General features: G+C 73.5%; 23 protein-coding genes. 7 read left to right on the top strand and 16 right to left on the bottom strand.

The window, feature by feature from the left end; all coding sequences use genetic code 11:
* Positions 1 to 245 precede the first annotated feature (245 nt).
* Positions 246 to 872: an HAD family acid phosphatase gene (locus DDJ31_RS21745; protein WP_127178661.1), complete on the top strand. Its 627-nt coding sequence runs from the start codon at positions 246 to 248 to the stop codon at positions 870 to 872.
* A gap of 91 nt (positions 873 to 963) precedes the next feature.
* Here the strand turns inward: DDJ31_RS21745 and DDJ31_RS21740 are convergent, their stop codons facing one another.
* On the bottom strand, positions 964 to 3489 hold the full coding sequence (locus DDJ31_RS21740) for an ATP-dependent Clp protease ATP-binding subunit (protein ID WP_127178662.1): 2526 nt from the start codon (positions 3487 to 3489) through the stop codon (positions 964 to 966).
* Between the two features lie 440 nt (positions 3490 to 3929).
* Between DDJ31_RS21740 and DDJ31_RS21735 the strand changes: the two genes are divergently transcribed.
* On the top strand, positions 3930 to 4574 hold the full coding sequence (locus DDJ31_RS21735; RefSeq protein ID WP_127178663.1) for an SCO3374 family protein: 645 nt from the start codon (positions 3930 to 3932) through the stop codon (positions 4572 to 4574).
* A 41-nt stretch (positions 4575 to 4615) separates the two neighbouring features.
* On the opposite strand, the gene DDJ31_RS21730 is transcribed toward DDJ31_RS21735, so the two are convergent.
* The 10 genes from DDJ31_RS21730 to DDJ31_RS21685 all read right to left on the bottom strand — a co-directional run bounded on the left by DDJ31_RS21730 (position 4616) and on the right by DDJ31_RS21685 (position 13069).
* On the bottom strand, positions 4616 to 4951 hold the full coding sequence (locus DDJ31_RS21730) for a histone-like nucleoid-structuring protein Lsr2 (RefSeq protein WP_127178664.1): 336 nt from the start codon (positions 4949 to 4951) through the stop codon (positions 4616 to 4618).
* Positions 4952 to 5176: 225 nt separating this feature from the next.
* Entirely contained in the window at positions 5177 to 5719 is a 543-nt protein-coding gene (locus DDJ31_RS21725) for an amino-acid N-acetyltransferase (protein WP_127178665.1), read from the bottom strand.
* 9 nt (positions 5720 to 5728) lie between these two features.
* Positions 5729 to 6136 (bottom strand): BlaI/MecI/CopY family transcriptional regulator, encoded by a 408-nt coding sequence (locus tag DDJ31_RS21720; RefSeq protein WP_127182662.1) that lies wholly within the window; start codon positions 6134 to 6136, stop codon positions 5729 to 5731.
* A 163-nt stretch (positions 6137 to 6299) separates the two neighbouring features.
* Positions 6300 to 6482 carry a hypothetical protein gene (locus DDJ31_RS21715; protein ID WP_127178666.1) on the bottom strand — a complete coding sequence of 61 codons (183 nt, stop codon included), beginning with the start codon at positions 6480 to 6482 and terminating at the stop codon, positions 6300 to 6302.
* A 201-nt stretch (positions 6483 to 6683) separates the two neighbouring features.
* Positions 6684 to 7436: a hypothetical protein gene (locus DDJ31_RS21710; protein WP_127182663.1), complete on the bottom strand. Its 753-nt coding sequence runs from the start codon at positions 7434 to 7436 to the stop codon at positions 6684 to 6686.
* 122 nt (positions 7437 to 7558) lie between these two features.
* A complete protein-coding gene (locus DDJ31_RS21705; RefSeq protein WP_127178667.1) occupies positions 7559 to 8356 on the bottom strand; it encodes a type III pantothenate kinase in 798 nt (265 codons plus the stop codon).
* Positions 8357 to 8362: 6 nt separating this feature from the next.
* Complete coding sequence (nadC, locus tag DDJ31_RS21700) at positions 8363 to 9355, bottom strand: carboxylating nicotinate-nucleotide diphosphorylase (RefSeq protein WP_127178668.1); 993 nt, start codon at positions 9353 to 9355, stop codon at positions 8363 to 8365.
* A 5-nt stretch (positions 9356 to 9360) separates the two neighbouring features.
* Positions 9361 to 11139 carry an L-aspartate oxidase gene (locus DDJ31_RS21695; protein WP_127178669.1) on the bottom strand — a complete coding sequence of 593 codons (1779 nt, stop codon included), beginning with the start codon at positions 11137 to 11139 and terminating at the stop codon, positions 9361 to 9363.
* Positions 11136 to 12128, bottom strand: a complete 993-nt coding sequence (panC, locus tag DDJ31_RS21690) for a pantoate--beta-alanine ligase (RefSeq protein ID WP_127178670.1) — start codon at positions 12126 to 12128, stop codon at positions 11136 to 11138. The genes DDJ31_RS21695 and panC overlap by 4 nt, the downstream gene beginning before the upstream one ends.
* Positions 12125 to 13069 carry a Rossmann-like and DUF2520 domain-containing protein gene (locus DDJ31_RS21685; protein ID WP_127178671.1) on the bottom strand — a complete coding sequence of 315 codons (945 nt, stop codon included), beginning with the start codon at positions 13067 to 13069 and terminating at the stop codon, positions 12125 to 12127. The genes panC and DDJ31_RS21685 overlap by 4 nt, the downstream gene beginning before the upstream one ends.
* Before the next feature lie 167 nt (positions 13070 to 13236).
* Here DDJ31_RS21685 and DDJ31_RS21680 point away from each other — a divergent pair, with 167 nt between their 5' ends.
* Positions 13237 to 14535: a threonine aldolase family protein gene (locus tag DDJ31_RS21680; RefSeq protein WP_127178672.1), complete on the top strand. Its 1299-nt coding sequence runs from the start codon at positions 13237 to 13239 to the stop codon at positions 14533 to 14535.
* Here the strand turns inward: DDJ31_RS21680 and DDJ31_RS21675 are convergent.
* Positions 14504 to 14725 (bottom strand): hypothetical protein, encoded by a 222-nt coding sequence (locus DDJ31_RS21675; protein WP_127178673.1) that lies wholly within the window; start codon positions 14723 to 14725, stop codon positions 14504 to 14506. The two genes, DDJ31_RS21680 and DDJ31_RS21675, sit on opposite strands and share 32 nt — an antisense overlap.
* 249 nt (positions 14726 to 14974) lie before the next feature.
* Between DDJ31_RS21675 and DDJ31_RS21665 the strand changes: the two genes are divergently transcribed.
* A complete protein-coding gene (locus DDJ31_RS21665; protein ID WP_127178674.1) occupies positions 14975 to 16081 on the top strand; it encodes a DUF5937 family protein in 1107 nt (368 codons plus the stop codon).
* A gap of 127 nt (positions 16082 to 16208) precedes the next feature.
* On the opposite strand, the gene DDJ31_RS21660 is transcribed toward DDJ31_RS21665, so the two are convergent.
* Complete coding sequence (locus DDJ31_RS21660; RefSeq protein ID WP_127178675.1) at positions 16209 to 16880, bottom strand: response regulator; 672 nt, start codon at positions 16878 to 16880, stop codon at positions 16209 to 16211.
* Between the two features lie 84 nt (positions 16881 to 16964).
* Positions 16965 to 18167, bottom strand: a complete 1203-nt coding sequence (locus DDJ31_RS21655; protein ID WP_127178676.1) for a sensor histidine kinase — start codon at positions 18165 to 18167, stop codon at positions 16965 to 16967.
* 154 nt (positions 18168 to 18321) lie between these two features.
* Between DDJ31_RS21655 and DDJ31_RS21650 the strand changes: the two genes are divergently transcribed.
* The gene (locus tag DDJ31_RS21650; protein ID WP_127178677.1) at positions 18322 to 19365 is read left to right on the top strand and encodes an SAM-dependent methyltransferase; all 1044 of its coding nucleotides are present in this window, start codon (positions 18322 to 18324) and stop codon (positions 19363 to 19365) included.
* A 16-nt stretch (positions 19366 to 19381) separates the two neighbouring features.
* On the opposite strand, the gene DDJ31_RS21645 is transcribed toward DDJ31_RS21650, so the two are convergent.
* Positions 19382 to 20533 carry an NADH-quinone oxidoreductase subunit D gene (locus DDJ31_RS21645; RefSeq protein ID WP_127178678.1) on the bottom strand — a complete coding sequence of 384 codons (1152 nt, stop codon included), beginning with the start codon at positions 20531 to 20533 and terminating at the stop codon, positions 19382 to 19384.
* 31 nt (positions 20534 to 20564) lie between these two features.
* Here DDJ31_RS21645 and DDJ31_RS21640 point away from each other — a divergent pair, with 31 nt between their 5' ends.
* Complete coding sequence (locus tag DDJ31_RS21640) at positions 20565 to 21095, top strand: PH domain-containing protein (RefSeq protein ID WP_127178679.1); 531 nt, start codon at positions 20565 to 20567, stop codon at positions 21093 to 21095.
* Positions 21092 to 22429 carry a PH domain-containing protein gene (locus DDJ31_RS21635; RefSeq protein WP_127178680.1) on the top strand — a complete coding sequence of 446 codons (1338 nt, stop codon included), beginning with the start codon at positions 21092 to 21094 and terminating at the stop codon, positions 22427 to 22429. Before DDJ31_RS21640 ends, DDJ31_RS21635 begins: the two co-directional genes overlap by 4 nt.
* A 114-nt stretch (positions 22430 to 22543) precedes the next feature.
* Here DDJ31_RS21635 and DDJ31_RS21630 read toward each other — a convergent pair whose 3' ends face one another.
* Positions 22544 to 24142 (bottom strand): hypothetical protein, encoded by a 1599-nt coding sequence (locus tag DDJ31_RS21630; RefSeq protein WP_127178681.1) that lies wholly within the window; start codon positions 24140 to 24142, stop codon positions 22544 to 22546.
* Between the last annotated feature and the right edge of the window lie 200 nt (positions 24143 to 24342).

Raw genomic sequence — 24342 nt, 5'->3', positions numbered from 1 at the left:
CAGAACAAGGGAAGGAAATGCCCCATAAAGATCATTTTTGCCCGCCGGATCCGACCTACTAAAACCTCTAGTACCGGACATATCCCCTGTGCGGCTTGTCACCGGCCCCACCCCCGCGCACACCCGCGAATGTGACCCACACCCCTAGCGCCCTACCCGCTGGTAACCCTACGGTTCCCCTCGCGCCACCCTGCTCCCCGAGCATGCTCCGGACAACGGCATACGGACGAGAGGACCCCCCACCCATGACGAGCCGACGCCCCCGGGCGCACCGCATCGCCGACATCGCCGTCATCGCCGTCACCGTCTCCGCGCTGGCGGCCCTGGCGGCCCCCGCCGAGGCGGCGACCAGCGGCACCACCGGCGCCGCCGCGGCGGACGTCGACCACGCGACCTGGCAGCGGGACTGCCGGGCCGTGATGGACCAGGCGCTGCCCTACCTGGAGCAGCGGATCGCCGCCGCCAGGCCCGGCGAGCGGCAGGCGATCGTCTTCGACGTCGACAACACCACCCTGGAGACGGATTTCGGCTTCAGCTTCCCGCAGCCCGCCAACAAGCCCGTCCTGGACGTCGCCGCCTACGCGCAGCGGCACGGCGTCTCGCTGTTCTTCGTGACCGCCAGGCCCGGCATCATCGCCGCGCCCACCGAGTGGAACCTCGCGCACGACGGCTACCAGGTCGCCGGCCTCTCCGTGCGCGGCCTGATCGACCTCTTCAAGGACGTCGCCGCCTACAAGACCGCGCAGCGCGTCGCCATCGAGAACAGGGGCTACACGATCATCGCGAACATCGGCAACAGCGCGAGCGACCTGTCGGGCGGGCACGCCGAGAAGACGTTCAAGCTGCCGGACTACGACGGGCAACTGTCGTAGCCGGACGGCCGGACGGCGTGCGGGAACGCCGAAGGGGCCGGTGCCCGAGAGCACCGGCCCCTTCTTCACGCTTCACGCGTCCCTCAGCGGGTCACACGTCCTTGCTCAGGTTCGGTCCGGCTCCACCGGCCGCCTGCTCGATCGGCGGGACGTCGGGCAGCGCCGACTTCTCCTCACCCCGGAAGGTGAAGGTCTTGGCGTCGCCCTCGCCCTCCGTGTCCACGACCACGATGTGACCGGGACGCAGCTCGCCGAAGAGGATCTTCTCCGACAGCGTGTCCTCGATCTCGCGCTGGATCGTGCGCCGCAGCGGACGCGCGCCGAGCACCGGGTCGTAGCCCTTCTTGGACAGCAGCTCCTTGGCGGACGAGGACAGCTCGATGCCCATGTCCCGGTCCTTCAGGCGCTCGTCCACCTTGCCGACCATCAGGTCGACGATCCGCAGGATGTCGGCCTGGGTGAGCTGCGGGAAGACGACCACGTCGTCGACGCGGTTGAGGAACTCGGGGCGGAAGTGCTGCTTCAGCTCGTCCGACACCTTGTTCTTCATGCGCTCGTAGTTGGTCTTCGTGTCGCCGGAGGCGGCGAAGCCCAGGTTGAAGCCCTTGGAGATGTCCCGGGTGCCGAGGTTGGTCGTCATGATGATGACCGTGTTCTTGAAGTCCACGACCCGGCCCTGGGAGTCGGTCAGGCGACCGTCCTCCAGGATCTGCAGCAGCGAGTTGAAGATGTCCGGGTGGGCCTTCTCGACCTCGTCGAAGAGGACCACGGAGAACGGCTTGCGGCGGACCTTCTCGGTCAGCTGGCCGCCCTCTTCGTAGCCCACGTAGCCGGGGGGCGAACCGAACAGCCGCGAGACCGTGTGCTTCTCGCTGAACTCCGACATGTCGAGGGAGATCAGCGCGTCCTCGTCGCCGAAGAGGAACTCGGCGAGCGCCTTGGACAGCTCGGTCTTACCTACACCGGACGGGCCGGCGAAGATGAACGAGCCACCGGGGCGCTTCGGGTCCTTCAGACCGGCGCGCGTACGGCGGATCGCCTTCGACAGCGCCTTGACGGCGTCGACCTGGCCGATGACCCGCTTGTGCAGCTCGTCCTCCATGCGCAGCAGGCGCGAGGACTCCTCCTCGGTCAGCTTGAAGACCGGGATGCCGGTGGCGGTGGCGAGGACCTCGGCGATCAGCTCGCCGTCGACCTCGGCGACGACGTCCATGTCGCCGGCCTTCCACTCCTTCTCCCGCTTGGCCTTGGCGGCCAGGAGCTGCTTCTCCTTGTCGCGGAGGGAGGCGGCCTTCTCGAAGTCCTGCGAGTCGATCGCGGACTCCTTGTCCCGGCGGACACCGGCGATCTTCTCGTCGAACTCGCGGAGGTCCGGCGGCGCGGTCATCCGGCGGATGCGCATCCGGGATCCGGCCTCGTCGATCAGGTCGATCGCCTTGTCCGGCAGGAAGCGGTCCGAGATGTACCGGTCGGCCAGGGTGGCGGCCTGGACCAGCGCCTCGTCGGTGATGGAGACCCGGTGGTGGGCCTCGTAGCGGTCCCGGAGGCCCTTGAGGATCTCGATGGTGTGCGGCAGCGACGGCTCCGCGACCTGGATGGGCTGGAAGCGGCGCTCGAGGGCGGCGTCCTTCTCCAGGTGCTTGCGGTACTCGTCCAGCGTGGTGGCGCCGATGGTCTGGAGCTCACCGCGGGCCAGCATCGGCTTGAGGATCGAGGCGGCGTCGATGGCGCCCTCGGCGGCACCCGCACCGACCAGCGTGTGCAGCTCGTCGATGAACAGGATGATGTCGCCGCGGGTGCGGATCTCCTTGAGGACCTTCTTCAGGCGCTCCTCGAAGTCACCGCGGTAGCGGGAGCCGGCGACCAGCGCGCCGAGGTCCAGGGTGTAGAGGTGCTTGTCCTTGAGGGTCTCGGGCACCTCGCCCTTGACGATGGCCTGCGCGAGGCCCTCGACGACGGCGGTCTTGCCGACGCCGGGCTCACCGATCAGCACCGGGTTGTTCTTGGTGCGGCGGGACAGCACCTGCATGACCCGCTCGATCTCCTTCTCGCGCCCGATGACCGGGTCGAGCTTGGACTCACGGGCGGCCTGGGTGAGGTTGCGGCCGAACTGGTCGAGGACCAGGGACGTCGAGGGGGTGCCCTCGGCAGGCCCGCCCGCGGTGGCGGTCTCCTTGCCCTGGTAGCCGGAGAGCAGCTGGATGACCTGCTGCCGCACCCGGTTGAGGTCGGCACCCAGCTTGACCAGGACCTGGGCGGCGACGCCCTCGCCCTCACGGATCAGGCCGAGCAGGATGTGCTCCGTGCCGATGTAGTTGTGGCCGAGCTGAAGGGCCTCGCGGAGCGACAGCTCCAGGACCTTCTTGGCACGGGGGGTGAAGGGGATGTGCCCGGACGGGGCCTGCTGGCCCTGGCCGATGATCTCCTCCACCTGCTGGCGGACCGCCTCGAGCGAAATCCCGAGGCTCTCAAGGGCCTTGGCGGCGACACCCTCACCCTCGTGGATCAGGCCCAGGAGGATGTGCTCGGTGCCGATGTAGTTGTGGTTGAGCATCCGGGCTTCTTCCTGAGCCAGGACGACAACCCGCCGCGCGCGGTCGGTGAACCTCTCGAACATCGTTAATCGCTCCTCAGAGCGGTCAGGCAGTGGGGGGAACTTCCCCTCCCTGTCCTTCCGCAGCTTAGTCCCGCAAGCGGGGACCGCTCATTCCAACTGCCGACACCGGACCGAGAACCAACACTGCCTCCAGACCCCGTACGCCGACATGTGCTCCAACCCGATGGTGCGAGACGATGTTCCCGCAGGCCAGGCAGTTACCCCTGTCTCCAGTACGCCGATGGCGAACGTGAGACGCCCCGCCCCGCGTGTCCACCCCTCCCACTAGGGATGTCTTACCCGCGGGCACCGACAGTCCATGCCGCGCGCGGCGGTTCCCTCCGCTATGGGCGAACAACCTCGTGCCTCCCCGCACCTCCGCGCGCCCCTCCGCCCGGCACGCCCCGCGGTCGTCCGGGCACCCAGCGTAACCCGGGACCGTTTTCGGGAGTTCGCCTGTCATGGTTGGCAGCCTCCGTCCGGTCACTCCACCCCTTCCTACGGATCCCGGCGCCGTTCCGCTCCCGCGCCGGCCCCTCGATCCCAGCGCCGGGCCCGCGGGCGCCGTCCGCCGTTGGTACGAGAACGAACTGGGCTGGCCGACCGTGCCCGCGTCGCCCGGATTGCCGGTGCGGCTCGTGGTGGGCCCGCGCTTCGACGTCCTGGAGGTGCCGGCCGAGGCGGGCCTGGCCGCGCTGCGGCATCTGGCGGCGGGCTCCCCGGTGGCCGTGCAGGGCGGCCGGATGCGGCTGCTGCTGGCGGCGGGCTGCGCGGAGGAGGTGCCGGGGGTGCTGGCCTGGCTGGAGTGGGGGGCGCTGCCGCTGGATCTGACGGCGGTCGGGGAGGGCGGCCTGATGGACGCTCCCGCGCCGCCCGCACCGGGCACGGCGGCGCGGCCGGGGCCGGGGTCCGTCGTGCGGGGCCCGGACGCTCTGCAGGGGGCCGCCGTCTGGATGCGGCCCCCCGAGCCTGGGTGCGAGGTGGATGCCTCGCTGCCGGTCATGCCGGCCGTGGGGGGCGGTGGGGAAGCCCCCGATCTCGTACGGATCGTGGACACGGTGGCCACGCAGTGCCACCGGCTGCGGCTGCGGCGCTCGCGCGCCTGATCTCCGGCGTACCCGCCGCAGACCCCGCCGCAGATCCCTGATCAGCCGTTGGCCTTCTCGTAGGCCTCGCGGATGGACGCCGGGACGCGGCCGCGGTCGTTGACCTCGTAGCCGTTCTCCTTCGCCCAGGCGCGGATCAGCGCGGTGTCCTGGCTGCCGCCCGCGGCGACGCGCGCCTTTCCACGGCCGCCCGAGGAACGGCCACCGGTACGCCGGCCGCCCTTCACGTAAGCGTCCAGAAGACCGCGGAGCTTGTCCGCATTGGCGGTCGTGAGATCAATCTCGTACGTCTTGCCGTCCAACGCGAACGTCACGGTCTCGTCCGCCTCGCCGCCGTCGAGGTCATCGACAAGAAGGACCTGAACCTTCTGTGCCACCGGATTTCCTTTCATCCATAACGTGAGGGCCGGATGCCTGCGGCGTCCGCCGTTTCGCCGTCCCCTGTTATATGCAGTACAGCAGTACGTCGGAAAGCAAACCGCTTTTGCGGGAAAAACACAAACCCCCCGGAGAGACCAGCAGCCTGGACCGGGTCCGGAAACATGCGCGTTTCGGACATAGGGAACGTGGGCAGGGCGGCGGGGTCGAATACTCGGTGGCGATCACAGATGCAGAAGCATCCGGCTGTTGCCCAAGGTGTTCGGTTTCACCCGTTCGAGACCGAGGAACTCCGCCACGCCCTCGTCATAGGAACGCAGCAGCTCCGCGTAGACATCCGTGTCGACGGGCGTCTCGCCGATCTCGACGAAGCCGTGCTTGCCGAAGAAGTCGACTTCGAAGGTGAGGCAGAAAACGCGCCGAACGCCGAGCCATCGCGCGGTGTGCAGCAACTTCTCCAGCAGCTGGTGCCCCACACCTGCGCCCTTCAGCCCCGGCTTCACGGCCAGAGTGCGCACTTCCGCGAGGTCTTCCCACATCACGTGCAGGGCGCCGGCGCCGACCACCTCGGCGTTGTCGTCCCGTTCGGCGACCCAGAACTCCTGGATGTCCTCGTAAAGCGTGACCGTCGCTTTGTCGAGCAGGATGCGGTCGCGGACGTAGGCGTCTAGGAGACGTCGTACGGCCGTGACATCGCTGGTGCGGGCCCGCCTGACGGTGATGGCTTTAGCGCTGACTTCGGTGCCTTCGGGGCGCTCTGCTGACATGTGCGGACGCTATCGCCCGGGGTCGACGGGTGCCGAGCCGGGGTTCTGGTTCTCGGCTTCCGGGGTTTCCGGTCCCTGGACGATCCGTACGGCGTCGCTGAGGGCCTGTCGCTGTTCGTCGCTCATCATCCCGAAGAACGCGACGAGAGCGGCGGCCGGGTTGTCACTGTGCGACCAGGCGTCGTTCATCAGGGCGGCGGCGTAGGCGGCCCTGGTGGAGACGGCCTCATATCGATAGGCCCGGCCTTCCGCCTCACGGCGCACCCAGCCCTTCTGATGGAGATTGTCCAAAACGGTCATCACCGTGGTGTAGGCGATGGTCCGTTCCTGCTGAAGGTCTTCCAGGACTTCTCGAACGGTCACCGGGCGGTTCCACTTCCACACCCGCGTCATGACCGCGTCTTCGAGTTCTCCCAATGGGCGAGGCACAGCACAGCACAATAGTGGGAGATACCGGCATTGGCGTGCCGGACGTGCGCGTTCACTGGCAAACAGGATCAAAAAGGGGCGTACGACCTCGGGATGCCCGGTGTCGTACGCCCTGCGGGCGGTCGTCGCCGCCCTCGGTCAGCCGCGGTCGTCAGCCGCCGTCGGCCGCCGGGCCGCCCTGCCGGGTGCCGTCGGCGCGCGCGAGCACGGCGTCGACGGCCGCGTCCTCCTTGGTCTTGTTCGCCCCGCCCTGGGTCTTCACGATCACCCTGATCACACCGATGAAGAACACGGCCATGACGACCGGGGGCACGAGCGCGGAGACGTAGTCCATGGCCCCAGGGTAGCTACGGGGGCGGGCGGCCGGGGAGCGGGGTCGGGTGATTCGGGCACCGGCGGGCGGAACCTTTTCCCGATCCTGGGCACCGGATTCCGCCCGTGGCCGCGTTCGTCCCGCGCATCGGACGTCCCCGGCCGGACGGATCGGCCCGCCCGGCCGGATCGGCCCCCTGACCGGATCAGCCTCTCGGCCCGCTCAGCCGGCGGCCAGTTCGCGGGCCGGGGCGGCGGTCTGCGGCGGGGAGGGTTTGCGCCGGGGGAAGACCTCGCCAGGGGTGGGGATGGGGCGGCCCGGCTTCGCGGGGGCGGGGGCGGGCGACGGCGCGGGTGCGGGCGCGGGCGGACGCTGCGCGGGCTTCTCACCCGGCTTCCCGGCCGGACTGCCGTCCGGTTCGGCGCGTTCACTGAGCTGACCGCGCTCGCTGAGCTGACCGCGCTCACCGTACTGACCGCGATCGAGGTGCTGACCGCGCTCACCGGGCTGTCCGGATGCGCCGCGTCCGGCGCCCAGACCGCCCGGGAGGGCCGTCAGGCGGGTCCGGGAGGCGGGGACGTGCGCGGTGACCTGGCGGGCCGTGGCGCGCGCGAGGCGGGTCCGCACGTCGTGCTCGGCGGCCACCTGGCAGTGGTCGAGCAGCGTCGCCGCGACCGGGTTGCCGCGCAGCGCCCGCAGGGCGGCGAGGTCGTCGGCGCCCGGCCGGTACCCCGCGCGCAGCGCCTCCTCCAGAAGGGTGAGGTACCCGGCGGCGGTGCCGGGCAGCGCGGCGCGGTAGCGGGCGAGGTCGGCCACCAGGAAGGCGCGCAGTCTGACGCCCTCGTGCAGGGCTTCGTCGAGCGACTCGGCGAGGCGATGGCAGTCCTGGACGTCCTCGGCCGAAGCGGGGGCGGGGTTCAGGGCGAGGGCGAGCGCGCGGCGGAGCACACGCAGCTCCTCCGCACCGAACGCCATGCCGCCGCGGGATCCGTATGGCGTGGGCATGTGCCGACGATACGCGCTAATCAGACAAACTCGACATAGCGGACGGGTGTGGCGCGGCCCCCGCCACCCGGTCGGGCCGCGCCGCCCCCGCGTCACATCCGGGAGACGTTCCGCTCGTAGACCAGCCGCAGTCCGATCAGGGTCAGCCAGGGCTCGTGCTCGTCGATCACCGACGCCTCGCCCAGCACCATGGGGGCGAGCCCGCCGGTGGCGATCACCGTGACCTCGTCGGGGTCGGTGGCGAGTTCGCGGGCCATCCGGGCGACGACGCCGTCGACCTGGCCCGCGAAGCCGAAGACGATGCCCGCCTGCATGGCCTCGACGGTGTTCTTGCCGATCACGCTGCGCGGCCGGGCCACCTCGATCTTGCGGAGCTGGGCGCCGCGCGCGCCGAGCGCCTCGACGGAGATCTCGATGCCGGGCGAGATCACCCCGCCGACGTACTCGCCGCGCGCGCTGACCGCGTCGAACGTGGTCGCCGTGCCGAAGTCGACGACGATCGCCGGGCCGCCGTACAGCTCGACCGCCGCCACCGCGTTGATGATGCGGTCGGCGCCGACCTCCTTCGGGTTGTCCGTGAGGATCGGCACGCCGGTCTTGACGCCGGGTTCGACGAGGACGGCGGGCACGTCACCGTAGTAGCGGCGGGTCACCTCGCGCAGCTCGTGCAGCACGGACGGCACGGTGGCGCAGATGGCGATGCCGTCGATGCCGTCGCCCAGCTCGTCGCCGAGCAGCGGGTGCATGCCCATCAGGCCCTGGAGGAGGACGGCCAGCTCGTCGGCGGTGCGGCGGGGGTCCGTGGAGATCCGCCAGTGCTCGACGATGTCCTCGCCGTCGAAGAGGCCGAGGGTGGTCTGGGTGTTCCCCACGTCGATGGTGAGCAGCATGGCCGGCTACTCCGCCGCGCGCAGGTCGAGGCCGATGTCCAGGATCGGCGAGGAGTGGGTCAGTGCTCCGACGGCGAGGTAGTCGACGCCGGTGGCGGCGTACGCGGCGGCGTTGCCGAGGGTCAGCCGTCCCGACGCCTCCAGGGCGGCGCGGCCGTGCACGACGGCCACCGCCTCCTCGCACTCGCCGGGGGTGAAGTTGTCCAGAAGGATGAGATCGGCGCCCGCGTCGACGACCTCGCGCAGCTGGTGCAGGGTGTCGACCTCGACCTCGATCGCCAGCTCGGGGAACGCCTCGCGCACCGCCTTGAAGGCCTGCGCGACCCCGCCGGCGGCGACCACGTGGTTGTCCTTGACCAGCGCGGCGTCGGACAGCGACATGCGGTGGTTGACGCCGCCGCCGCAGCGCACCGCGTACTTCTCCAGGGCGCGCAGGCCGGGCGTGGTCTTGCGGGTGTCGCGCACCTGCGCGCGGGTGCCCTCGAGGGCCCGCGCCCACGCGCGCGTGGCGGTCGCGATGCCGGACATCCGGCACAGCAGGTTGAGCGCGCTGCGTTCGGCGGTGAGCAGGTCGCGGGTGCGGGTGGTGACCGACAGGAGCTTCTGTCCGGCCGCCACGCTCGCGCCGTCCTCGACGTGCCGCTCCACCTCGAACTCGTCCTCGCACACCACGGAGAGGACCGCCTCGGCGACCCGCAGCCCGGCGACGACGCCCGCCTCCCTGGCGGTGAAGTCGGCGGTGGCGACGGCGTCCTCGGGGATGGTCGCGACCGTCGTCACGTCCACCCCGCCGGCCAGGTCCTCCTGGAGGGCGACGTTGGCGATGTCCTCGACCTCGACGGGGTCGAGTCCGGCTTCGGTCAGCAGCTCGGCGAGGGCGGGGTCGAGCCCGCACTCCATGTACTCGGCGTACCCCGCGTCGGGGTCGCCGTCCGCGCCACAGGCACAGCCGTCGCCACAGCCGCCTGACGACACGAGGGGAAGGTCGGGGGTGCTCACTTCTGTCACTGCTCCTGGGGGCGCTGGGACGGCCGGGTAGGGGGGAAGTCTGAGGTGTCCGTGGTCCGCACGGCCAGTGACCGGTCGGGATTCAGCCGTACGACGATGTGCCGGCGCCACCGGGTGTCGTCGCGCTCGGCGTGGTCCTCGCGCCAGTGGCAGCCGCGGGTCTCCTCGCGCAGCAGGGCCGCGGCGACCAGCACCCTGGCCACCGACAGCAGGTTGGTGGCCTCCCAGGTGTCGACGCCGGGCTCGGCGGTCTTGCCGTTCTCCTCCAGGGCGACGCGCGCCTCGGTGTGCAGCTGATCGAGCTGGTCGGCGGCGCGGGTGAGGGAGTCGGCGGAGCGCAGGACGCCCGCGCCCTCGGACATGATCCGCTGGACGGCGAGGCGGGCCTCGGGGGCGAGCAGCGGGTGGGCGGGGCGGTCGGCGGGGGCGGGGTGGGCGACGGGCACGCGCGCGGGGAGGCCGCCCGCGGTGTGCCGGGCGGTGATGTCGGCGGCGATCCGCTCGGCGTAGACGAGCCCTTCGAGGAGGGAGTTGGAGGCGAGCCGGTTCGCGCCGTGCACGCCGGTGCAGGCGACCTCGCCGCACGCGTACAGGCCGGGCACGGTGGTGCGGCCGCGGTCGTCGGTGCGCACGCCCCCTGAGGCGTAGTGCGCGGCCGGGGCGACCGGGATCGGCTCGGTCACCGGGTCGATGCCGTGGGCGCGGCAGGCGGCCAGGATCGTCGGGAACCGCTGCTCCCACATGGCGGCGCCGAAGTGCCTGGCGTCGAGGAACATGTGGTCGGCGCCCTGTTCGAGCATCCGGCGGGTGATGCCCTTGGCGACGATGTCACGGGGCGCCAGTTCGGCCAGTTCGTGGGCGCCCACCATGAAGCGGGTGCCGTCGGCGTCGACCAGGTGGGCGCCCTCGCCGCGGACCGCCTCGGAGACCAGCGGCTGCTGGCCCTCGGCGCCCAGGCCGAGGAACAGCACGGTCGGGTGGAACTGCACGAACTCCAGGTCGGAGACCTCGGCGCCGGCCCGCAGCGCGAGCGCCACGCCGTCCCCGGTGGAGACGGAGGGGTTGGTGGTGGCGGAGAACACCTGGCCCATGCCGCCGGTCGCGAGGACCACCACGGGGGCGTGCACGGCGCCCACGCCGTCGTGCTGGCCCTCGCCCATCACATGCAGGGAGACGCCGGCCGCGGCGCCCTCGGCGTCGGTGAGCAGGTCGAGGACGAGCGCGTTCTCGATGATGCGCGGTCCCGCCGGGCGGGGGCCGCCGGCGCCGTCCGGGGGCGCGGGCGGCTCGCCGGTGGCGTGCGCGACGACGGCCTCGACGAGCGCGCGGGAGATCTCGGCGCCGGTGGCGTCGCCGCCCGCGTGCGCGATCCGGCGCCGGTGGTGGCCGCCCTCGCGGGTCAGCGCGAGGCGCCCTTCGGCGGACTCGTCGAAGTGGGCGCCGGTGTCGATGAGCCGGTGGACGGCGTCGGGGCCCTCGGTCACCAGGAGCCGTACCGCGTCCTCGTCGCACAGGCCGACGCCCGCCACCAGGGTGTCGTCCAGGTGCTGCTGCGGGGTGTCGCCCTCGCCGAGGGCGGCGGCGATGCCGCCCTGGGCCCAGCGGGTGGAGCCGTCGTCGAGGCGGGCCTTGGTGACGACGACCGTGCGCAGCCCGGCCGCCTCGCAGCGCAGCGCGGCGGTGAGCCCCGCGACGCCCGAGCCGACGACGACCACGTCCGCGGCGATGGACCAGCCGGGTGCGGGCGCGTGCAGACGTATGCCTGTGCTGGTCACGAGGCGGCTCCGAAGGTCAGGGGGAGGTTGTCGATCAGCCGGGTCGCGCCGACCCGGGCGGCGACGGCGAGGACGGCCTCGCCCGCGTGGTCGTCCCCGATCTCGGTGAAGTCGGCGGGGTCGACGAGCGCCAGGTAGTCGAGGGCGAGCGGCGGGGTGAGCCGGGCGGCCTCGTCGAGGACCTGGCGGGCGGCGGCCCGGACGGCGGACGCGGTGCCCGGCAGGGCGGTCGCGACGGCGTGCGCGTCGGCGGCGGCGCGGGGTTCGCCGAGCGCGCTGAGCGCCTCGGCACGCGCGTGCGTGGCGGGCACCTCGATGGCACGCGCGCGGAGGGCCTCCTGCGCGGCGTGCCGGTCGCGGCCGGCGAACAGGGCGCGGGACAGCGCGAGCGCGGTGCGCCGCTCCTCGGCCGACAGGAAGCGGTTGCGGCTGGACAGGGCCAGTCCGTCGGGCTCCCTGACGGTGGGCACGGCGACGATGTCGATGCCGAAGTTCAGGTCCCGCACCATGCGCCTGACCAGGGCGACCTGCTGGGCGTCCTTCTGCCCGAACAGGGCGGCGTCGGGGCGGGTGAGGTGCAGGAGCTTGCCGACGACGGTGAGGACGCCGTCGAAGTGGCCGGGCCGCGAGGCGCCCTCCAGGCGGTCGCCCATCGGGCCGGCGCTGATCCGGACCTGGGGGTCGCCGCCGGGGTAGACCTCGTCGACGGAGGGCGCGAACACGACGTCCGCGCCGCACCGCTCGGCGATCTCCAGGTCGGCGTCGAGGGTGCGCGGGTAGCGGTCGAGGTCCTCGCCCGCGCCGAACTGGAGGGGGTTGACGAAGACGGTGACGACGACCTCGCCGTCAGGGCCCGCGAGGTCGCGGGCGGTGCGGATGAGGGTGGCGTGGCCCTCGTGCAGGGCTCCCATGGTCATCACGACGGCGCGGCGGCCCGCGCGCGTACGCGCGTGCAGGGCGTCGGCGGTGCGCAGCAGGGCGGTGGTCATCGGTTGTCTCCCTCGGCGCCGGTCCCGCGGTCCTTGTCGCTGCCGTCGGCGAGCACGCCGAGGAGGTCCTCGGCCAGCTCCGGCTTGAGCATGCCGTGGGCGAGCGCGCGGTCGGCGGTGGCGCGGGCCATCGCCAGGTACCCGGCGACGGTCTGCGGGGCGTGCGCGCGCAGCTCGGAGATGTGCGCGGCGACCGTGCCGGCGTCGCCGCGCGCGACGGGCCCGGTGAGCGCCGCGTCACCGGAGCGCAGGGCGTTGTCCAGGGCGGCGCCGAGCAGCGGTCCGAGCATCCGGGCGGGGGCGTCGACGCCGGCCTCGCGCAGCAGCTCCATGGACTGGGCGACCAGCGTGACCAGGTGGTTGGCGCCGAGCGCGAGGGCCGCGTGGTAGAGCGGGCGGTGCTCCTCGGCGATCCACTCGGGCTCGCCGCCCATCTCGACCACCAGGGCCTCGGCGGCGAGGCGCAGCTCCTCGGGGGCGGTGACGCCGAAGGAGCAGCCCGCCAGCCGCTGGACGTCGACGGGGGTGCCGGTGAACGTCATCGCGGGGTGCAGGGCGAGCGGCAGGGCGCCCGCGCGCAGGGCGGGCTCCAGGATCTTCGCGCCGTACCGCCCTGAGGTGTGCACGAGGAGCTGGCCGGGGCGGACGGCGCCGGTCTCGGCGAGGCCCTCGACGAGCGCGGGCAGCGCGTCGTCGGGGACGGTGAGCAGGACCAGGTCGGCCCGTCCGAGGACCTCGGCGGGCGGTACCAGGGGCACGCCGGGCAGCAGGTGCGCGGCGCGGCGCCTGGAGGCGTCGGAGACTCCGGAGACGGCGACCGGGCGGTGCCCGGCGAGCTGGAGGGACGCGGCGAGCGCGGGGCCCACCCGGCCGGCGCCGACGACGCCGACGGTGAGCCGCGCGGGGCGGTCCCGGGGATCTGGTGGTTGGACTGTACTCACGCGACGGTGGCCTTCCCGTTCCAGTCCGCTCTGGGTACCGGACGATTTCTCGTCATGTTAACGCGATCTGTTCCCGAGGGGTCAGGTCGTGGTGCCGTCCGGTCGCTCACGGGCGTCGGCGGAAACGCGGGTGCCCCGAGGGCGGGTCGCACGGCATGATCCGGTGGATGAGCGACCGACCGGAGTCCCCGAGCAGCACTGCCAGCCCTGACGGCCCTGCCAATCCTGGCAGTCCTGCCGGCCCAGACAGCCCCGAGAGGAACGAGGACGTCACCCTCGACGAGGAGCGGCGGCGGCGCCGCGCGCGGCGGGTGCGCGCGCACCGGGCGGCCGAGCGCGTCCTCGCGCGCCCCGGCCATCTGGACACCCTCCGCGAACGCCTCGCCCCGCTGGTGGACGGCAGCATCGGGAACGGGACCGGCGCAAAGCCTGCGGGCGCCGTGTACGACCTCGACGAGCGGGTCGACGTCTACGGCAACGGCGTCGTCGCGGCCCTGGAGGAGCGGGTGGCCCGGCTGCTCGGCACGGAGGCCGCCGCGTTCTTCCCGTCCGGCACGATGGCGCAGCAGGTGGCGCTGCGCTGCTGGGCGGGCAGGACCGGGAACCCGGCGGTCGCCCTGCACGCGCTGTCGCACCCCGCGGTGCACGAGCGCGACGCGCTCAGCCAGGTCAGCGGGTTGCGCCCGGTACGGCTCACGGCCGAGCCGCGGCTGCCGACGGCGGCGGAGGTGCGCGCGTTCCCCGAGCCGTTCGGGACGCTGATGCTGGAGCTGCCGCTGCGGGACGCCGGTTTCGTGCTGCCGACCTGGCGGGAGCTGACCGAGCTGGTCGGGGCGGCCAGGGAGCGGGACGCGGTGGTGCACTTCGACGGCGCGCGGCTGTGGGAGACGACCGTCCACTTCGGGCGCCCGCTGGCCGAGATCGCGGACCTCGCGGACAGCGTGTACGTGTCGTTCTACAAGTCCCTCGACGGCTTCGGGGGCGCCGCCCTCGCGGGTCCCGCGTCGCTCGTCGAGGAGGCGAGGACCTGGCGCCACCGGTACGGCGGCCAGATCTTCCAGCAGTTCCCGACCGCGCTGTCGGCGCTGGCCGGGCTCGATCGTGAGCTGCCCAGGCTGCCCGGGTACGTGGCGCAGGCGCGGCTGGTCGCCGAGGCGCTGCGGGAGGGGCTGGCGGCGGCCGGGGTGCCGTGGTCGCGGGTGCACCCCGAGCGCCCGCACACGCACGAGTTCCAGGTCTGGCTGCCGTACGACGCCGACGTGCTCGCGGAGGCGGCCATCGCGCAGGCCGCGGAGACGGGGACGCTGCTGTTCGACGGCCACTGGGACGCGCGGGGTCCTGGGCTCGCCGTCACGGAGGTCGGGGTGCGCGGCGAGGGCCTGGAGTGGAGCGACCAGGACGTGCGGGCGGCCGTCGCGGACTTCGTGGCCCGGCTCACCGGGGAGGCCGGCGCGCGGCGCGGGTGAGCGGCGCGCGGCGCGGGAGCAGCCGCCGCCATCCGCCGACGGCGCGCCCCGCGAGGACCCGCCGGAACGCGCGCCGCTCGCGCAGGCCGCGCAGCAGCAGCCGGTCGCCGCTGCCGGGCGCGGGCGGCGCGGGCGTCCCGAGCCGCTGGGCGCGGTAGGTGTCGAGGAGGTACTGCTGGGTGACGCTCATGACGGTTCGCCTTCCGCTCGCTGCGCCCCGGCCCGTCCCGGCGGGCCGGGTGGTCCCGGCGGGCCGGGTGGTCCCGGCGGGCCGGGTGGTCCCGGCGGGCCGGGTGGTCCCGGCGGGCCGAGGATGTCGAGTGATCCCGGTGGTCCCGGTGGTCCCACCCTGCGCCCGGGTCGCCCGCGCGGTCGCGTCGATTGACGGGCGTCGTCAATCGTGGACGTCGTTGTCAGTGGCGGGGTGCACCATGAGGTCATGAGCGTGCACATCGACATCGCGGGGCTGCGGCCGGAGAGGGTCGCCGTCGTGCCCTCTCCGCTGGCCGAGCTGGGCATGGCGCTGCACGCGATGTCCGAGCCGGGCCACCACCCCGGCCTCCAGGCGTGGGCGACGGGCGTGACGGCCCGCCTCGACCCGCACCTGGCGGACCGGATGAGCGAGGCCGACTTCCTCTGGCGGACGACGTTCTCCGACCTGTTCATGCCGTTCGCGGGCGTCCCCGGCCGCACCACGCTCCCCGGCGGGACGATCGCCGAGGACCTCGACCTGCTGGACAAGCTGAGCGACGAACAGTTCGTGGAAGCGGCCCTGGAGTTCACCTGCGCCCTGTCGTACGGCGCGCCGGGACCGATGCTCCTCGGCGACCCCGAGCTGCGCAGGCGGGCCCTTGAGCTGGCGGCTGCGCGCGGGCCCCGCCAGGTCCGCTTCAGTCAGCGGCTGCTGACCGACCCGCCGCGCATCCGGGCCTGGTTCCGCCAGTTCGTGGAGGACTGCGACGAGTCGTTCTACGCCGAGACCTGGGCCCGTATGGGCCACCAGCTCGCGGCGGACGCCCGCCACAAGACGGAGCTGCTGCGCCGCAGGGGGATGGCGGAGGCGCTCGCCGCGGTGTCCCCGGCCGCCATGGTCGACGCGGGCGGGACCCGCATCACGGTCGACAAGCTCGGCGACGGCCGGACGAGCACGGGTGACGGCGGGCTGCTGCTCGTCCCGACCAGCATGGGCTGGCCGCATCTGAGCGTGCTGCACCGGTACGGCTGGCAGCCGGTGCTGCACTATCCGGTCGGCTCACCCGAGCTGGCGTCCCCGCCGTCGGTCGAGCAGTTGGCGCTGCGGATGACGGCGCTCTCCCACCCGGTGCGGATGCGGATCTGCCGGCATCTGGCGCGCAGCGCGTACACCACGAGCGAGCTGGCGCGGGCGCACGGCATGACCGCCCCCGAGATATCCCGGCACCTGGGCGTGCTGAAGAAGGCGGGCCTGCTGACCACCCGCCGCCGCGGCCGGTACGTCCTGCACCAGCTGGATGTGACGGTGGTGGCGAGGCTGGGCAGCGACTTCCTCGAGGGCATCCTGCGCTGACGGCGCCCCGCCCGGCACCCCGGGCGGCGCCTCGGCTCGGCTCAGCCCAGCCCGACCCAGCTCACGTCACAGCACCGCACCTCACAGAACCGCACGGCACCGCCCGGCGCCGCACCGCGCCCCCGTGTCAGCCGAGGCCGCCCGCGCGCACCAGGCCCGTCTCGTAGGCGAGGACCACCACCTGGACCCGGTCGCGCAGCCCCAGCTTGGTGAGGATGCGGCCCACATGCGTCTTCACGGTCGCCTCGGAGAGGACGAGCCCGGCGGCGATCTCGCCGTTCGACAGGCCCTGCGCGACCAGGATCATCACCTCGCGCTCCCGCTCGGTGAGCCGCTCGATCCCCTTGTGCTTCGGCTCCTTGCCGGTGCTGGGCAGCATCGGCGCGAACCGGTCGAGCAGCCGCCGGGTGGTCGAGGGCGCCACCACGGCGTCGCCGCTGTGCACGGAGCGGATCGCGGTGAGGAGTTCGCCGGGCGGCACGTCCTTCAGCATGAAGCCGGACGCGCCCGCCTTGAGACCGGAGAACGCGTACTCGTCGAGGTCGAAGGTGGTCAGAATGAGCACCTTCGGCGGCTCCGGTTCGAGGCAGATCCGCCGGGTGGTCTCCACGCCGTCGAGCTTCGGCATCCGGACGTCCATCAGGACGACGTCGACGGCGGTCGCGGCCAGCACCTGGAGGGCCTCGACGCCGTCCCCGGCCTCGGCGACGACCTCCATGTCCGGCTGCGCGGCGAGCACCATGCGGAATCCGGTGCGCAGCAGCACCTGGTCGTCCACGAGCATCACGCGGATCGTCATCGCGGTCTTCCGTTCTCTTGCGTCGGGGCGTCGGCGGTCGTCGCCGGGGGCGTGACAGGTGTCAACAGAGGGCGTGCGTCGATGTCAGTGCGCGGGTTTGAGCGGGAGCAGGGCGCTGATCCGGAACCCCCCGCCCGGCCGCGGCCCCGCGTCGAGCGTGCCGCCGACCATACCGACCCGCTCGCGCATGCCGATCAGACCGTGTCCCTGGCCGTCGGGCCCGCCCTCCTCGTACAGCTCGTGCGGGGCGCCCTTGCCGTCGTCCTCGACGAGGAGTCCGAGGCCGTCGTCGAAGTAGACGAGCCGGACGCTCGCGCCGGTGTTGGGGCCGCCGTGCTTGCGGGTGTTGGTGAGCGCCTCCTGCACGATGCGGTACGCCGTCAGCTCGACGCCGCTGGGCAGCGGGCGCGGGGTGCCCTCCACCTTGAAGTCGACGGGCAGGCCCGAGGTGCGGCACTGCTCGATCAGGTCGCCCATCTGCTCGACGTCGGGCTGCGGGACGTACTCGCCGGCCTCCTGGTGCTCGCCGGTGCGCAGCACGCCCAGCAGGCGGCGCATCTCGGCGAGGGCCTGCCTGCCGGTGGAGGAGATCGTCTCCAGGGCCTTCTTGGCCTGGTCGGGGGCGGCGTCCAGGACGTAGGCGGCGCCGTCGGCCTGGACCACCATCACGGACACGTTGTGGGCGACGACGTCGTGCAGTTCGCGGGCGATGCGGGCGCGCTCGGCGGCGACGGCGACCTTGGCCTGCGCCTCGCGCTCCTTCTCCAGGCGGGCGGCGCGCTCCTCCAGCTGCGCGAAGTAGGCGCGACGGGTGCGGATGGAGTCGCCGAGCACCCAGGCGAGCGCGAACGGCACGGTCTGGAAGACCATGATCGCGATGTTGCCGAGGAAGCTCGTCTGGTCGTTGGGCCAGCGCAGTTGGGCGAGCGGCGCGGCGCACAGCCCGAGGGCGAGCGCGGTGCGGGAGGCCCAGCGGGCGCCGGTCGCCGCGACCGTGTAGACGATGACCAGCATCGCGAAGTCGGCGGGCCCGGCCGCGACGTTCAGCAGCACCTGGGCCACGCCGATCACGATCGACAGCAGCAGCATCTTCTCGGGCATCCGCCGCCGCAGCGCGATGACCAGGCAGAGCAGCAGCGCGATCGGCACGCCGAGGAGCGGGTCGCCGGTGCCCCGCACGTCCGCGCGGGCCGCTTCCCCCACCACCGACATCCCGAACAGGACGACGGCCCAGAAGGTGTCGACCCTGGTCGGGTGTCTGCGGAGGTAGTCATAGAGACGCTGCACGTGACCCAGCGTAGGGAAGCGGAATGCGTGCGGGGGTCAACCGGAGGGCCGATCCGCATCCCGCGCGCGTACTCCCCAAGGTGGAGGCCACACTCTTTCGGGGCACCGCTGACCGGCTCCGTCCGCCCCGGACGCGAGGCCCTAGCCTGGGGCGGTGATCGACGGGACTGCGGGCGGTACACGCGGGTGGCAGGGGTGGCGCGGCTGGCGGGAGGCAGCCGAGGAGGCGCTGTACGGGCCGGGCGGTTTCTACCACAGGGACGAGGGTCCCGCCGGGCACTTCCGTACCTCGGTGCACGCCTCGCCGCTGTTCGCCGCGGCCGTGGCCCGGCTGCTGTGCCGGGTGGACGACGTGCTCGGGCGGCCCTCCGCGCTCGACTTCGTCGACATGGCGGCGGGCCGCGGTGAACTCGCCGTCGGCGTGCTGGCCGCGCTGCCCGCCCAGGTCGCGGCCCGCACCCGGGTCCACGCGGTGGAGCGCGCCGCGAGACCCGCCGGCCTGGACGCCCGGGTCCACTGGCGGTCGGCGCCGCCCCAGGGCGCCACCGGGCTGCTGTTCGCCAACGAGTGGCTGGACAACGTGCCCGTCGACGTCGCGGAGACCGACGCGGCGGGCGTGCCCCGCCGGGTGCTGGTGCGCGCGGACGGCGCCGAGCGCCTCGGGGAGCCGGTCACCGGGGCCGCCGCCGACTGGCTGGCGCGCTGGTGGCCGCTGCCGTCGGAGCGGGGGCTGCGGGCGGAGATCGGGCTGCCGAGGGACCTGGCCTGGGCGGCGGCGGTCGGCGGCCTCGAACGCGGCCTCGCGGTCGCCGTCGACTACGCGCACACCGTGGACGCCCGCCCGCCGTTCGGCACCCTGACCGGCTTCCGGGACGGGCGCGGGACGGCCCCGGTGCCGGACGGCTCGTGCGACCTCACCGCCCATGTGGCGCTCGACGCCTGCGCGCACGCCCCCGCCGGCCCGCTCCCCGCGCCCCGGCTGCTGCCCCAGCGGGACGCCCTGCGCGCCCTCGGTATCGACGGCGCACGCCCCCCGCTGGCGCTCGCCTCCACACACCCCGCCGCCTACCTCCGCGCCCTCGCGAGCGCCGGTGAGGCGGCGGAGCTGACCGCCACCGGCGGCCTGGGCGACTTCGGCTGGCTGCTGCAACCGGTCGCCGTGCCGGACCCCCGGGAGCTGTTCCCCACCGGCGGCTGAGCACCCGCCGGCCGGGCTACTTGTCGATGTCGCCGACCACGAAGAACAGCGAGCCCAGGATCGCCACCATGTCCGACACCAGCGTCCCCGGCAGCAGCTCAGCCAGGGCCTGGATGTTGTTGAACGACGCCGAGCGCAGCTTCAGCCGGTACGGGGTCTTCTCGCCCCGGCTGACGAGGTAGTAGCCGTTGATACCGAGCGGGTTCTCGGTCCACGCGTAGGTGTGGCCCTCGGGGGCCTTGAGGACCTTCGGCAGCCGCTGGTTGATCGGGCCGGGCGGTAGGTCGGCGATCCGGTCGAGGCAGGCGTCGGCGAGGTCGAGCGCGGCGTGGGTCTGTTCGAGGAGCACCTCGAAGCGGGCCAGGCAGTCGCCCTCCCGCCGCCCGGCGACCCGCAGCGTGCCGGCCAGTTCCCCGTAGGCGAGGTACGGCTCGTCGCGGCGCAGGTCGAAGTCGACGCCCGAGGCGCGCGCGATGGGCCCGCTCACCCCGTACGCGTGCACGGCCTCCGGCGTGAGGACGCCCACGCCCCGGGTGCGCGCCCGGAAGATCTCGTTGCCGAGCACCAGGTCGTCGTAGACGTCCATGCGGGAGCGGACGGCGGCGACGGCGTCCCGCGCGCGGGACGTCCAGCCCGCGGGCAGGTCCTCCTTGAGGCCGCCGACCCGGTTGAACATGTAGTGCATCCGGCCGCCCGACACCTCCTCCATGACGTTCTGGAGGACCTCCCGCTCCCGGAAGGCGTGGAAGACCGGGGTGATCCCGCCGAGTTCCAGCGGGTAGGAGCCGAGGAACATCAGGTGGTTGAGGACCCGGTTCAGCTCGGCGAGCAGCGTGCGCGTCCACACCGCGCGGGGCGGCACCTCCATGCCGAGCATCCGCTCCACGGCGAGGACCACGCCCAGCTCGTTGGAGAAGGCCGACAGCCAGTCGTGGCGGTTGGCCAGCATGATGATCTGCCGGTAGTCGCGGGCCTCGAACAGCTTCTCGGCACCCCGGTGCATATAGCCGATCACCGGCTCCGCGCGCGTGACGCGCTCGCCGTCGAGGACCAGCCGCAGCCGCAGCACGCCGTGCGTGGAGGGGTGCTGCGGGCCGATGTTGAGCACCATGTCGGTGCTCTCCGCGGCGCCGCCGATGCCGACGGTCGTCTCCGTCGTAGGAGTCATGGCCCCAGTCTCCCCTACGTACGCTGGCCCCATGGATACGGGGAGCGCGCGGGACACGGGCGGGGCGCAGGGCGGAACGGACGAGCCGGGCGGAGCGGACGAGCCGGGCTGGACGGGGCTGCCACCGGGGCTGCTGCGGATGCGGCGGCTGCTGCTCGTGGTGTGGCTGGGACTGCTCGCGGTCGCGGCGGGGCTGCTGCCCGGCTTCTTCGCCGGGCCCGCGTGGGCCGCGTTCGCGCTGCTCCCGCTGGCCCTGATGGCGTGGGGCTGGACGCTGCTCGGCCGCAACTGGCGCTCCTGGCGGTACGCCGAGCGCGCCGACGACCTGCTGCTGAGCCGGGGTGTGCTGTGGCGCACCGAGACGGTCGTGCCGTACGGGCGGATGCAGTTGGTCGAGGTGACGTCGGGTCCCGTGGAACGGCACTTCGGGCTGGCCAGCGTGCAGCTGCACACCGCCGCGGCGGCCACCGACGCGACCATCCCCGGCCTCGACCCGCGGGAGGCGGAACGGCTCCGCGACCGGCTCACCGAGCTGGGCGAGGCCCGATCGGCGGGGCTGTGACGACGCCGGGCGTCGCGGACGCCGTCGCGGTCGAGAAGCCCGCGGGCGAGCGCAGGCTGCACCCGGTGACGCCGCTGCGGCGGGCCTGGGCGCCGGTGACCGTGCTCATCGGCTGGGCCGTGCACGACCCGGACCAGGCGCAGCGGCAGCTGACCCGGCTGACCACCACCACGCTGCTGATCGCGCTCGCCGTGCTGATCCCGGCCGCCGCCCTGTACGGCTTCCTCAGCTGGTGGTTCACCCACTTCTCGGTGACCGACTCCGAACTGCGCATCCGCACCGGGCTGTTGTTCAGGCGCACCGCGCACATCCGGCTCGAACGCGTCCAGGCGATCGACATCACCCAGCCGCTCCTGGCCCGGGTGGCGGGCGTCGCCAAGCTGAAGCTCGACGTCATAGGCGCGGCCAAGAAGGACGAGCTGGCCTTCCTCGGGGCGGACGAGGCGCGGGCGCTGCGCGCGGAACTCCTGGCGCGCGCCGCCGGTTTCGCGCCCGAGACGGCGCGCGAGGTCGGTGAGGCGCCGGCGCGCGAGATCCTCCGCACGCCCCCGCGTGATCTGGTGTTCGCCCTGCTGCTGACCGGCGCCACCTGGGGTTCGCTGGCCGCGGCCCTGGTCGTGCCGCCGCTGCTCTGGCTGGCCACCCACAACGTGTGGACGGTCCTGGCGACCGCACTGCCGCTGCTGGGCACGGCGGGCGCGAGCAGCGTGGGCCGGTTCGTCTCCGAGTACGACTGGACGGTCGGCGAGTCGCCCGACGGGCTGCGCATCGACCACGGGCTGCTCGACCGCGTCCACGAGACCGTGCCGCCCGGCCGGGTGCAGACCGTGCGGATCGTGGAGCCGCTGCTGTGGCGGTGGCGCGGCTGGGTGCGGGTGGAGCTCGACGTGGCCGGCTCGTCGAACTCCGTGCTGGTGCCGGTGGCGCCGCGCGCGGTCGCCGAGGCCGTCGTCGCGCGGGTGCATCCCGGGGTGGCGGTGCCCGCGCGCTCCGCGCTCTCCCGGCCGCCGCGCCGGGCCTGGCCGTCCGTGCCGCTGTGGTGGCGGGGGCAGGGGATCGCGGTGTCCGACGCGGTGTTCGTCACCCGGCACGGGCTGCTGCGCGGCAGGCTGGCGCTGGTGCCGCACGCGAAGGTGCAGAGCGTACGGGTCTCCCAGGGGCCGTGGCGGCGGCTGTGGCGGCTCGCGGACGTCCATGTGGACACCGGGGCCAACAAGACCGTCACGGCCCGGCTGCGGGACGCCGACGAGGCCGCCGCCCTGCTGCGCGCCCAGGCGGAACGATCCCGCACGGGCCGCCGGGACGCCCGCCCCGACCGCTGGATGGCGTCCTAGAGAAGCGCGGGAACGGGCGCGGTCCCGGGCACGGGAACGGGCACGGGAACGGCGGAGGGACGCGTGCGGGCCCGGCCCGTGCGCGTCCCTCCGCCGTTCTGGTGCGAGGCGCCGTCAGGAGACGGCGCTGCGCAGTCCGTCGAGGTCGATGTGCTCGGTCTCGTCGTGCGCGGTCAGGTCGATGACCTGGCCCGCGCCGCGCGCCTCCTCGTCGGCGGGCTTGAACCCGGACTCCGCCTCGGCCTTGTGCAGCGCGAGCGCCTCCTGCCCGACGACGTCGGCGAGATCCTCGTTGCGCACGGTCGCCTCGGCGGTCCCCCGCGGGCCCTCACCGTGTCCGGCGCCCTCGGCGCCCGCGGGTTCACCTTCGGTGTCGGCGTCGGTGGCGCCGTCGCTGTGGCCGTCGGCGTCCTCGGCCTTCGTGCCGAAGAAGTCGAACCCGCCCTCGACCGACGGGCGCCGCGCGGGGCTGCCCGGGACGACGGCCACCGCGGTCGGCGCGACGAAGTGGCCCGCCCGCTGGTTGCGCGCGCTCCTGGCCGGGGCGGCGGTCGCGCGCGCGTGTCCCTCGACCGCCACGGGCTTCCCCTCCGCCCCGTCGGCCTCGCCCGTCGCGCCCGCCTCGCCGGCCTCGGTCGGCTCGGCCGGCTCGGCGTTCGCCGCGGCGGCCGTCGCGCCTGCGGGCACCGGCGCGCCCTCGGGCGCGTCGAAGCTGCCCCGGGGGGCGCCGACCTTCACGGTGGCGCCCTGCGCGGGCGCGGCCCCGTCCCGCGGGCCGTCCTCGCCCTTCGGAGCGCCGTCGCCGCCACCGCCGCCGTCGGGCCCGTCCCCGTCGCCGCCGTCCTCGACAGCCTCGGCGGCCTCGGCGGCCTCGGGAGCGTCAGAACCCTCCGGAGCCTCGACGGCCTCGGCCGTCCCAGCCGTCCCGGTCTTCTCGGCGGCCTCAACCGTCTCGGCAGCCTCAGAACCGTCCGCCGTCTCCGCGCTGTCCGACGCGCCGTCCGACGCGCCACCAGCCGGGCCGTCCGACGCGTCCCCCGACCCGTGCCCCGACCCGTCCGCCGCCGAGTCCCCCGCGAGCCGCAGCATCGCGGCCTCGGCGCGCAGGAACAGCCGGGAGCCCTCGGGGGAGAAGACGGCGGGCGTCCCGTCCTCGTCGCCGTCGCCGTCCGCCGCGCCCGAGGCAGCCACAGCCCCGGTCTCGGCTGCGGCCTCGGCCACGGGAGCGGCAGCGCTGCCGGCGTCGACAGCGGCACCGGCATCGGCGGCCGTCGTCCCGGCCGGCGGTTCGGGGTCCGGAGCGGCCTCGATCTCCAGCAGCCTGCGTCCTTCGAGGGCGGTCGCCCGCTCGGTCTCGGCGGTGGCGTACCGGCGCAGCAGCGCCGCGTGTTCGTTGCGCAGCCCGGCCAGTTCGGCGCGCTTGGCGCGAAGTCGCTGCTCCAACTTGCCGCGCAGGTCCCGTGATTCGTCGAGGTCGGACTCCAGCTCGGCGATCCGCTCCTCGCTGCGCCACTCGTCGCTCGCCCGCGCGCGTGCGAGGTCGGCGACCTGTTTACCGGCGTACATGTCCCAGCGGCGCATGACGGCCGCCCCGACGATCGCGACGGCGGCGGCGAGCGCGGCGAAGACGCGCAGCACGGCCGGTGCGGTGAAGACCCACGGGGCGAACGCGCAGGCTAGGGAGACGCCCGCTATCGCCGACGGTGGCAGCATCCGGTGCAAGGGCGGGGAATGACGATGACGTCCACGTGGCATGGCCAGAAACTTACCGCGCGTAGGCGAACGTTGGCTCCCCGCCCCGCAAAACACAGCCATAACGAAACGTTCACGGGGCATCAGGAATTACCGGCCGCCGAATTCGCCGAGTCGGACGGCGGTGAGCGGGCCGCGCAACGCCCGGTGAACGGGTTCGG

Origin of the sequence: Streptomyces griseoviridis (assembly GCF_005222485.1) — a bacterium.
GTDB lineage: Bacteria > Actinomycetota > Actinomycetes > Streptomycetales > Streptomycetaceae > Streptomyces > Streptomyces hintoniae.
This window is presented reverse-complemented; position numbering and strand designations above follow the sequence as displayed.

Excerpts from the sequence above, each read along its gene's own strand:
- DDJ31_RS21715 (WP_127178666.1), bottom strand. The coding sequence starts at position 6,482 with ATGGACTACGTCTCCGCGCTCGTGCCCCCGGTCGTCATGGCCGTGTTC.
- DDJ31_RS21740 (WP_127178662.1), bottom strand. The coding sequence starts at position 3,489 with ATGTTCGAGAGGTTCACCGACCGCGCGCGGCGGGTTGTCGTCCTGGCT.
- DDJ31_RS21680 (WP_127178672.1), top strand. The coding sequence starts at position 13,237 with ATGAGCGACCGACCGGAGTCCCCGAGCAGCACTGCCAGCCCTGACGGC.
- DDJ31_RS21675 (WP_127178673.1), bottom strand. The coding sequence starts at position 14,725 with ATGAGCGTCACCCAGCAGTACCTCCTCGACACCTACCGCGCCCAGCGG.
- DDJ31_RS21665 (WP_127178674.1), top strand. The coding sequence starts at position 14,975 with ATGAGCGTGCACATCGACATCGCGGGGCTGCGGCCGGAGAGGGTCGCC.
- DDJ31_RS21745 (WP_127178661.1), top strand. The coding sequence starts at position 246 with ATGACGAGCCGACGCCCCCGGGCGCACCGCATCGCCGACATCGCCGTC.
- panC (WP_127178670.1), bottom strand. The coding sequence starts at position 12,128 with ATGACCACCGCCCTGCTGCGCACCGCCGACGCCCTGCACGCGCGTACG.
- DDJ31_RS21725 (WP_127178665.1), bottom strand. The coding sequence starts at position 5,719 with ATGTCAGCAGAGCGCCCCGAAGGCACCGAAGTCAGCGCTAAAGCCATC.
- DDJ31_RS21640 (WP_127178679.1), top strand. The coding sequence starts at position 20,565 with ATGGATACGGGGAGCGCGCGGGACACGGGCGGGGCGCAGGGCGGAACG.
- DDJ31_RS21630 (WP_127178681.1), bottom strand. The coding sequence starts at position 24,142 with ATGCTGCCACCGTCGGCGATAGCGGGCGTCTCCCTAGCCTGCGCGTTC.
- DDJ31_RS21645 (WP_127178678.1), bottom strand. The coding sequence starts at position 20,533 with ATGACTCCTACGACGGAGACGACCGTCGGCATCGGCGGCGCCGCGGAG.
- DDJ31_RS21735 (WP_127178663.1), top strand. The coding sequence starts at position 3,930 with ATGGTTGGCAGCCTCCGTCCGGTCACTCCACCCCTTCCTACGGATCCC.
- DDJ31_RS21710 (WP_127182663.1), bottom strand. The coding sequence starts at position 7,436 with ATGGCGTTCGGTGCGGAGGAGCTGCGTGTGCTCCGCCGCGCGCTCGCC.
- DDJ31_RS21705 (WP_127178667.1), bottom strand. The coding sequence starts at position 8,356 with ATGCTGCTCACCATCGACGTGGGGAACACCCAGACCACCCTCGGCCTC.
- DDJ31_RS21660 (WP_127178675.1), bottom strand. The coding sequence starts at position 16,880 with ATGACGATCCGCGTGATGCTCGTGGACGACCAGGTGCTGCTGCGCACC.